The organism is Streptomyces sp. NPDC102270, from assembly GCF_044766405.1.
Lineage (GTDB): Bacteria > Actinomycetota > Actinomycetes > Streptomycetales > Streptomycetaceae > Streptomyces.
On sequence record NZ_JBIWLX010000056.1, the window covers coordinates 1 to 10,461 of the forward strand.

General features: G+C 70.1%; 2 protein-coding genes. Both read left to right on the forward strand.

Features of this window, described 5'->3' with window-relative positions:
• The coding region (locus ACIRP7_RS45350) for an amino acid adenylation domain-containing protein (RefSeq protein WP_403672867.1) at nt 1–3,787 on the forward strand (3,787 nt) is incomplete at its 5' end.
• A gap of 205 nt (nt 3,788–3,992) precedes the next feature.
• Nucleotides 3,993–10,461, forward strand: a 6,469-nt coding sequence (locus tag ACIRP7_RS45355) for an amino acid adenylation domain-containing protein (RefSeq protein WP_403672869.1), incomplete at its 3' end; no start/stop codon positions are given.

Genomic DNA, 10,461 nt, shown 5'->3' on the forward strand with positions numbered 1-10,461 from the left:
GGTCCAGGTCATCCTGGCCGCACACCCTGCCGTGGCCCAGGTCGCGGTCGTCGCTCGCGAGGACGTCCCGGGTGACATCCGCCTGGTGGCATACGCCGTTCCGGCTGGCTCGGACACGCCCTCAAACGAACTCGGGTTCCTGTTGAGGGAGTTCGCTGCTGAGCGGTTGCCGGCGTACATGGTTCCGTCGGCGGTCGTGGTGTTGGACGCGCTGCCACTGACCGTCAACGGCAAGCTCGACCGCAAGGCCCTGCCCGTTCCGCAGCACACGACGGGTGGGGGCCGTGCGCCGGCCAGTGTCCGGGAGGAGATCCTCTGCGAGGCGTTCGCCGAGGTTCTCGGCTTGCCGGCGGTCGGGGTCGATGACGACTTCTTCACGCTGGGCGGCCATTCGCTGCTGGCGGTGGCCCTGGTGGAGCGTCTGCGCGTGCGGGGTGTGTCCGTGGCGGTGCGGGCGCTCTTCGAGACGCCGACGGTGGCCGGGCTGGCAGCCGCACCGGGCTCCGATGGGGTCGTGGTGCCGGCGAACGCCGTTCCCGTCGACGCGCGGGAGATCACGCCGGAGATGCTGCCCCTGGTGGACCTGGACGCCACCGAGGTCGAGCGGATCGTGGCCACGGTCGAGGGCGGCGCGGCCAACGTGGCGGATGTCTACCCGCTCGCCCCGCTCCAGGAGGGCCTCCTCTTCCATCACCTGATGGCGGATCAGGGATCTCAGACGGACGTCTACATGCGGCCGTCGGTGTTGGGATTCGACTCGCGGGAGCGGGTGGACGCGTTCTTGGACGCGCTGCGGGAGGTGATCGACCGGCATGACGTCTACCGCACGGCGTTCGTGTGGGAGGGCCTGGCCGAGCCGGTGCAGGTGGTGTTGCGTCGGGTGGAGCTGCCGGTCCAGGAGGTCGTGCTGGACCCGCAGGGCCCCGACCCGGTGGAGCAGCTGGCAGCCATCGGCGGATCGTGGATGGACCTGAGCCGGGCGCCCCTGATGACGGTCCACATCGCGGCGGAGCCCGGTGGTGACCGCTGGCTGGCACTGCTGCAAACCCACCACATGGTGCAGGACCACACCTCGGTGGACGTGCTGTTCGGAGAGCTTCGGGCGTTCATGTCCGGTCGGGGAGACGCATTGCCGGCGCCGCTGCCGTTCCGCGCCTTCGTCGCCCAGGCCCGCCTCGGTACGCCGCGTGAGGAGCACGAGCGGTACTTCGCCGAGCTGCTCGGGGACGTCACCGAGACGACGGCGCCCATCGGTGTGCTGGACGCGTACGGCGACGGCAGTACCACCCACCAGGCACGCCTCGTGGTGGACGATTCGCTGGCGTGCCGGATTCGTGAGTTGGCGCGGCGCGAGGGCGTCAGTGCGGCCACCGTCTTCCACCTGGCGTGGGCACGGGTGCTGGGTGTGCTCAGCGGCCGTGACGACGTGGTGTTCGGCACGGTGCTGTTCGGCCGGATGAACTCCGGGGCGGGTGCCGATCGGGTGCCGGGTCTGTTCCTCAACACGCTGCCGGTGCGCGTGCGGTCGGACGGGCAGAGCGTGGGCAGGGCGCTGTCCGGGATGCGGCACCAGTTGGCGGGACTGCTGGTGCACGAGCACGCGCCGCTGTCGCTGGCGCAGCAGGTGAGCGGGATGACGGGCGGCGCCCCGCTGTTCACCTCGATCTTCAACTACCGGCATCAGGCCGCCACGCGGAACTTCGACTCCGGCTTCGAGGGCGTCGGCGTGCTCTCCACGCGGGACCTGACCAACTACCCCCTGAGCATCGCCGTCGACGACGATCGGACGGGGTTCGGCCTGACCGTCGACGCGGTGGCTTCGATTGACCCGCAGCAGGTGGGGTCGCTGCTGCACACCTGCCTGGGCAATCTGGTCGCGGCCCTGGAGGATGCCCCGGAGCAGACGCGGCTGGGAGAGGTCGGCGTCCTCGGTGAGGCGGAGCGGGAGCAACTGCTGACTGGCTGGAACGCCACGGGTGTTGCTGCTCCTGTGTCATCGGTGGCGGAGGTGTTCGCGGCGCAGGTGGCGCGGACGCCGGATGCCCTGGCAGTGGTGTGCGGGGACGTGGAGCTGTCGTACGCGGAGTTGGATGCGCGGGCTGCTGCGTTGGCGGGTGTGTTGCGGGATCGCGGGGTCGGCGCGGAGTCACTGGTCGGTGTGGTGATGGAGCGTTCGGTCGAGCTGTTGGTGGCGTTGCTGGCGGTGGTGAAGGCGGGGGGTGCGTACCTGCCGGTGGATGTGGAGTATCCGTCGGAGCGGATCGCGTTCGTGTTCCAGGACGCGGCGCCGGTGTGTGTGCTGACCACGCGGGACGCTGCCTCGCGGGTGCCCGAGTCGTTGGAAGCGCCGGTGCTGGTGGTGGACGGTGAGCAGCTGCCGGCCGGGTCGGCTCCGGTGGGTGATGTGGGGGTGGGTCTGGAGTGCCCGGTGTACGTGATGTACACCTCGGGTTCGACGGGTGTGCCCAAGGGTGTGGTGACCACGCAGCGGGATCTGGTGGAGCTGGCGTTGGCTTCGCATTGGGGTATGGGCTCGGGGGACCGGGTGTTGTTCCAGGCCCCGCATGCCTTCGATGCCTCCTCGTATGAGGTGTGGGTGGCGATGCTGTCGGGTGCGACGGTGGTGGTGGTGCCGACGGGTGCGGTGGACGTGGGGGTGCTGCGGAAGCTGCTGGTCGACTGTGCGGCGTCGCACGTGCATGTGACGGCGGGTCTGTTCCGGCTGATCGCGGAGCAGGATCCGCAGTGTTTCGCGAGCGTGCGTGAGGTGTTGACCGGTGGTGACGTGGTGCCGGTCGGTGCGGTGCGCCGGGTGCTGGAGGCCAACGCGGGTGTGGTGGTGCGGCACCTGTACGGACCGACGGAGGTGACGCTGTGCGCCACCCAGCACGAGGTGGGCTCGCCGGAGGCGCTGGGTGACGTGCTGCCGATCGGCGGGCCGTTGGACGGTACCCGGGTGTACGTGCTGGACGAGTACTTGGCTCCGGTGCCGGTGGGTGTGTCGGGTGAACTGTACGTCGCGGGTGCGGGGTTGGCGCGCGGCTATCTGAACCGCCCGGGCCTGACGGGTGAGCGGTTCGTCGCGGACCCGTTCGGTGTGGCGGGTGGGCGGTTGTACCGTACGGGTGACCGTGTGAAGTGGTCGGCGGATGGTCGGCTGGTGTTCGCGGGCCGTGCGGATGAGCAGGTGAAGATCCGCGGTTTCCGGGTGGAGCCGGCTGAGGTGGAGTCGGTGGCGGCCGCGCATCCGCTGGTGGCGCAGGCCGCGGTGATCGCGCGTGAGGACGTGCCGGGTGACAAGCGCCTGGTCGCGTACGTTGTCGGGGACGGCGACAGCACCGAACTGGCCTCCATCGTCCGCGAGTTCCTGGCTGAGCGGTTGCCGTCCTACATGGTTCCGTCGGCGGTGGTGGTGCTGGAGGAGTTGCCGCTGACGGTGAACGGCAAGGTGGACCGCAAGGCCCTGCCCGCCCCCGAGTACGCCGCCGGCGCGGGCCGGGCACCGGCCACGGTGCAGGAGGAGCTGCTGTGCCAGGCCTTCGCGCAGGTTTTGGGACTCGACCGGGTCGGCGTGGAGGACGACTTCTTCGCTCTGGGCGGCCACTCCCTGCTGGCGACCCGACTGGTCAGTGAGGTGCGGGAGTCGCTGCGGGCCGAACTGCCGATCCGGGCGGTGTTCGAGGCACGGACGCCGGAAGGGCTCGCCGGCTGGCTCGCCAGTCAGATCGAGACCCGGAGCATGGCCAGGCCTACTCTGCGGCCGATGCGCAAGCAGGAGGACTACTGATGATTCCGTTGTCGTCTGCGCAGCGTCGGCTGTGGTTCCCGAGTCAGTTGGAGGGGCCGGGTGGCACCTACGACATTCCGATGGCGCTGCGGCTGACCGTGGATGTGGATCGGGAGGCCCTCGCCGGCCGACTCGCCAGTCAGATCGAGACCCAGAGCATAGCTAGGCCTACTCTGCGGCCGATGCGTAAGCAGGAGGACTACTGATGATTCCGTTGTCGTTTGCGCAGCGTCGGCTGTGGTTCCTGAGTCAGTTGGAGGGGCCGGGTGCGACCTACAACATTCCGATGGCGCTGCGGCTGACCGGGGATGTGGATCGGGAGGCCCTCGCCGAGGCATTGCGGGATGTGGTGGGGCGGCACGAGGTGCTGCGCACTGTCTTCCTGGCCGAGAACGGGGAGCCGTACCAGCGGGTCCTCAAGGTCGAGGACAGCGGGTTCGAGCTTGCGGTCGAGGCGGTTTCCCAGGAATCACTGTCCAGCGCCGTGCGCGGGGCGGTCGCGTACGCGTTCGATCTCTCCGCCGAAATCCCCGTGCGGGCAACACTGTTCACCGTGAGCGAGGACGACCACGCGTTGGTGGTGGTCGTTCACCACATCGCCGGGGACGGCTGGTCGACGGCGCCGTTGGCGCGGGACGTGTCGGTGGCGTACGCGGCGCGCGCCGCGGGTCGGGCACCGGAGTGGGAGCCGCTGCCGGTGCAGTACGCGGACTACGTGCTGTGGCAGCGGGAGTTGCTCGGCGACGAGCAGGACCCGGACAGCGTGCTCTCCCGGCAGCTGGCGTACTGGCGCAAGACGCTGGCCGGGTCGCCGGCCGAGCTGGAGCTGCCGACCGATCGGCCACGTCCCGCCGTGGCCGGTCATCAGGGCAATGCGGTGGCAGTCGAGCTGCCGGCCGGGTTGCACGAGTGTCTGGTCAAGGTGACCAGGGAGCGGGGGGTGACCCTGTTCATGGTGCTGCAGGCCGCGCTGGCGGTCACTCTCAACCGGTTGGGTGCGGGGAACGACATCCCGATCGGGGCGGCGATCGCCGGACGCACCGAGAAGGCTTTGGAGGACCTGGTCGGGTTCTTCGTGAACACGTTGGTGATGCGCACGGACCTGTCCGGTGACCCGACGTTCGACGAGGTGCTGGAGCGGGTCCGGGAGGCCAGCCTGCGCGCATTCGAGCATCAGGACGTGCCGTTCGAGAAGCTGGTGGAGGAGTTGTCGCCGGTCCGGTCGATGGGCCAGAACCCTCTGTTCCAGGTCATGCTCACGGTGCAGAACACGGCTTCGGCGGCGTTGGATCTGTCCGGGGCGGGCTCGCTGCCTTCGACTCTGGCGTCGTCAGCGGGTCTGGGAGCGTCGAAGTTCGACCTGGAAGTGAGTTTTGGTGAGGTCTTTGATGCGCAGGGCAAGCCGGCGGGCATCCGGGGAAAGTTGATCGCGGCTGCGGACCTGTTCGATGCGGGGACGGCGGAGCGTTTCGCGGGTTGGCTGCTGCGGGTCGTCGAGACGGTTGTCGCTGAGCCGCAGACGCGATTGTCGGCGGTGGATGTGATGGGCGCGGATGAGCGCCGGCAGATCGTGGAGGAGTGGAACGACACGACGGTCGAGGTGGCGTCGTCGACGTTGCCGGGGTTGTTCGCGGCGCAGGTGGCGCGGACGCCGGACGCGGTGGCGGTGGTGTCCGAGGGTGTCGAGCTGTCGTATGCGGAGTTGGACGCGCGGGCCAACGCGGTGGCGCGGCGGCTGGTCGACCTGGGTGTGGGCGCGGAGTCGGGTGTCGCGGTGCTGATGGAGCGGTCGGCCGAGTTGGTGGTGGCGTTGCTCGCGGTGGTGAAGGCGGGCGGTTACTACGTTCCGCTGGACGCCCGGTATCCGCTGGCGCACCGTCGGATGATCGTCGGGGAGACGGGCGCCTCGGTCGTCCTCACGGATGCCGAGCTACGGGGCCAGGCAGCCGAGCTGGGCCTGGCGGTGTTGGAGGTTTCCGGCGCGGGCGTTGCGGAGCCGTTGAAGGACTCCTGCGATGTGGAGGCGTTGGCCTATGTGATGTACACCTCCGGCTCGACGGGTCGGGCGAAGGGTGTGGCGGTGACGCATGCGGACGTGGCGGCGCTGGCGGCGGACCGGCGGTTCGCGGGTGCGGAGTTGGAGCGGGTGCTGCTGCACTCGCCGCACTCCTTCGACGCATCGACGATGGAACTGTGGGTCCCGCTGCTGACCGGCCGCCGCGTGGTCGTGGCGCCGGCCGGTGCCCTGACGGCCGCCTCGCTGGCCGAGGTGGTGGCCGAGCACGGGGTGACCTGGCTCTTCCTGACCATCGGCCTGTTCAACCTGTTCGCCGAACAGGACCCGGCCTGCTTCGCGGGCCTGCGCGAGGTGTGGACCGGCGGTGAGGTGGTCTCCCGGGTCCTGGTGGACCGAGTCCGTTCCGCCTGCCCGGGCACCGTCGTGATGAATGTCTACGGGCCGACCGAGGCCACCACGTTCGCAACCGCGCACACCGCGGTGGACGGCGAGGGCGCGCTGCCGATCGGGCGCCCGCTCGACAACATGCGCGCCTATGTGCTGGACGCCGCGCTGCGGCCGGTGCCGGTGGGTGTGGCTGGTGAGCTGTATGTGGCGGGTGCGGGGTTGGCGCGTGGGTACGTGGCGCGCCCGGGGCTGACGGCCGAGCGGTTCGTCGCCGATCCGTACGGGCCGGCGGGTGGCCGGCTGTACCGCACCGGAGACCTGGTGCGATGGAACGCCGACGGCGAACTGGTGTTCGCGGGTCGCGCGGACGAGCAGGTGAAGATCCGTGGTTTCCGGATCGAGCCGGGTGAGGTGCAGGCCGTCCTGGCCGCTCACCCGGGCCTGGAGCAGGCCGTGGTGCTGGTCCGTGAGGACGTGCCGGGCGACAAACGCCTGGTCGCGTACGCGGTTCCGGCCGACATCGACGCCAGCGCGGATGAACTCCTCAACAGCCTGCGGGACTTCGCGGCTGAGCGGCTGCCGCAGTACATGGTTCCGTCGGCGGTGGTGGTGCTGGAGGAGCTGCCGCTGACGGTGAACGGCAAGGTGGACCGCAAGGCCTTGCCCGCACCGGAGTATGTGGCGGGTGAGGGGCGGGCGCCGGCGACGGTGCAGGAGGAGCTCCTGTGCCAGGCGTTCGCCGAGGTCCTGGGACTCGATCGCGTCGGTGTCGATGACGACTTCTTCGCCCTGGGCGGTCACTCGCTCCTTGTCGTTTCCCTGGTGGCGAACCTCCGTGCGCGGGGTGTCTCCGTCTCGGTGAAGGCCCTGTTCCAGACGCCGACGCCGGGCGGGCTGGCCGGCGCTGCCGGGCCGGTCCCGGTGGTGGTACCGCCGAACCTGATTCCCGAGGGTGCTGTCGAGATCAGGCCCGGGATGCTGTCGCTGGTGGAGCTGACCGAGGCGCAGATCGAGCGGATCGTGGCCACGGTCGAGGGCGGGGCGGCCAACGTGGCGGATGTCTACCCACTGGCCCCGCTCCAGGAGGGCATGCTCTTCCATCACCTGATGGCGGATCAGAGCGCCGGGACGGATGTCTACGTACTGCCGTCGGTGTTGGAATTCGACTCGCGGGAGCGCGTGGACGAGTTCCTGGCGGCACTGCAGCGGGTGATCGACCGGCATGACATCTGCCGCACGGCGTTCGTGTGGGAGGGCCTGGCCGAGCCGGTGCAGGTGGTCTCGCGTCGGGTGGAGCTGCCGGTCCAGGAGGTCGTGCTGGACCCGCAGGGCCCCGACCCGGTGGAGCAGCTGGCAGCCATCGGCGGATCGTGGATGGACCTGAGCCGGGCGCCCCTGATGACGGTCCACATCGCGGCGGAGCCCGGCGGTGACCGCTGGCTGGCACTGCTGCGAACCCACCACATGGTGCAGGACCACACCTCGCTGGATGTGCTGTTCGGGGAGGTGCGGGCGTTCATGTCCGGCCGTGCCGACACGTTGCCTGAGCCGTTGCCGTTCCGCGACTTCGTGGCGCAGGCCCGCCTCGGTACGCCGCGTGAGGAGCACGAGCGGTACTTCGCCGAGCTGCTCGGGGACGTCACCGAGACGACGGCGCCCTTCGGTGTGCTGGATCTGCACGGTGACGGCACCGCCGCGATGCACTGCCAGGTTCCCCTCGATGCCGAGGTGGCCGGCCGGGTGCGTGAGGTGGCGCGGCGGCAGGGCGTGAGTGCGGCGACGGTGTTCCACCTGGCGTGGGCGCGGGTGCTGGCATCGCTGTCGGGCCGTGACGATGTGGTGTTCGGTACGGTGCTGTTCGGCCGGATGAACGCGGGCGCCGGTTCGGACCGGGTGCCGGGCCTGTTCATGAACACCCTGCCGGTGCGCGTGCGGGTGGACTCGCAGAGTGCGGGTGAGGCGCTGGACGGCATGCGGGGCCAGTTGGCCGAGTTGCTGGTGCACGAGCACGCGCCGCTTTCGCTGGCGCAGCAGGCGAGTGGGATGGCGGGCGGTAGCCCGCTGTTCACCTCGATCCTCAACTACCGCCACGGCCAGGCACCGGCGGCGGGGACCGCTCCCCGCCTTGAGGGCGTCGGGGTGCTGACCGTGAGCGACCACACCAACTACCCCGTGAGCGTGTCCGTCGACGACCTCGGGAGTGGCTTCAGCCTGATCGTCGAAGCGGTGGCACCGGCCGATGCGGAGCGGATCTGCGCGCTGTTGCAGGCCGCCGTCACGAACCTGACGGCCGTCTTGGAGGAGGCTCCGCAGTCGCGGTTCGCGGCGGTGGGAGTGCTGGGTGAGGTCGAGCGCCGTCAGGTTGTCGAGGAGTGGAACGAGACGGCGGTTGAGGTGGCGTCGTCGACGTTGCCGGGGTTGTTCGCCGGGCAGGTGGCGCGGACGCCGGATGCGGTGGCGCTGGTGTTCGAGGGTGTTGAGGTGTCGTACGCGGAGTTGGACGCACGGGCGAACCGGTTGGCGCGGTTGCTGATCGGCCGGGGTGTGGGCCCGGAGTCGGTGGTCGCGGTGGTGATGGAGCGCGGCGTGGAGCTGGTGGTGTCGCTGCTGGCGGTGGCGAAGGCCGGTGGCGCGTATCTGCCGGTGGATCCGGAGTACCCGGTGGAGCGGATCGCCTATGTGCTGGATGACGCGGCGCCGGTGTGTGTCCTGACGACAGAGCGGTGTGCACGAGTGCTGCCGGACTCGGTTGACGGGCCGGTGCTGGTGCTGGACTCCGCCGAACTGCGCGCCGAGTGCTCGGGCTTCGAGGAGGCGCAGCTGACGGATGCCGATCTGGTGGTGCCGCTGCTGCCGGCCCATCCGGTGTATGTGATTCACACGTCGGGTTCGACCGGGCGCCCCAAGGGCGTCGTGGTCACTCACCAGGCGCTGGTGAACCATTTGCGGGCGGCCGGGCAGCGGGTTCCGTTGGGGGCCGGCGACCGTCTGCTGGCTGTGACGACGGTGTCTTTCGACATCGCGGCGCTGGAGTTGTTCCTGCCGTTGGTGTGCGGGGCGGCTGTGGTGCTTGCCGACCGGGAGACGGTACGTGATGCGGCGGCGTTGCGGGAGTTGGTCGACGCGGGCGGGGTGACCGCTGTTCAGGCTGTTCCGTCGCTGTGGCGGATTCTGCTGTCCGGTGAGGCTGACTGGCCGCGCGGGGTGCGGGCGCTGGTCGGCGGTGAGGCGCTGTCCGAGGAGTTGGCGGGCCGGCTGCGGGAGCTCGGCGTGTGGGCGGTGAACCTCTACGGTCCGACGGAGGCCACGGTCTGGGCGACCTCGGCCGAGGTCGGCGAGGGTCCGGTGGCCATCGGGCGTCCGTTCGCCAACATGCGTGCCTACGTGCTGGACGGGTTCCTGCATCCGGTCCCGGCCGGTGTGGCCGGCGAGTTGTATCTGGCGGGTGCGCAGTTGGCTCGGGGTTACCTGGGCCGGCCCGGGCTGAGTGCTGAGCGGTTCACCGCCGCGCCGTTCGGCCCGAGGTGTGAGCGGATGTACCGCACCGGCGACCTGGCCCGCTGGCGCGGGGACGGGACGCTGGAATGCCTGGGCAGGGTCGACACGCAGGTCAAGGTGCGTGGCTTCCGGATCGAACTGGGTGAGATCGAGGCTGCGCTGGAGCGTCACGAGCTGGTGGCGCAGGCGGCGGTGACGGTCAACGGGAGCGGTGCGGGGGATCAGCGGCTTGCCGGGTACGTCGTGCCCCGGGCCGGGGTGCGGGTGGATACGGCGGACCTGCGGGCCCACCTCGCCCGGAGCCTGCCGGAGTACATGGTTCCGTCGGCTGTGGTGGTGTTGGAGGAGTTGCCGCTGACAGCGAACGGCAAGGTGGACCGCAAGGCCCTGCCCGCCCCGGACTACACGGAGCCGGCGGGTGGGGGTCGGGGTCCGGTGACGGTGTGGGAGGAGTTGCTGTGCCAGGCGTTCGCGCAGGTGCTGCGGCTGCCCGCGGTCGGTGTGGAGGATGACTTCTTCGCGCTGGGTGGTCATTCGCTGCTGGCGATGAAGCTGATCATCCGGGTGCGCGCGGTGCTGAGCGTGGAGTTGCCCCTGCGGATGCTGTACGACCGTCCGACGCCGGCCGCGGTCGCGGCGTGGATGGGTGAGGCCGGCGCGGGCCGGGCGGCGTTGGCGCCGATGGTGCGTCCGGAGCGGGTGCCGCTGTCGTTCGCGCAGCGCCGGCTGTGGTTCCTGGGGCAGTTGGAGGGTCCGAGCGCGACCTACAACA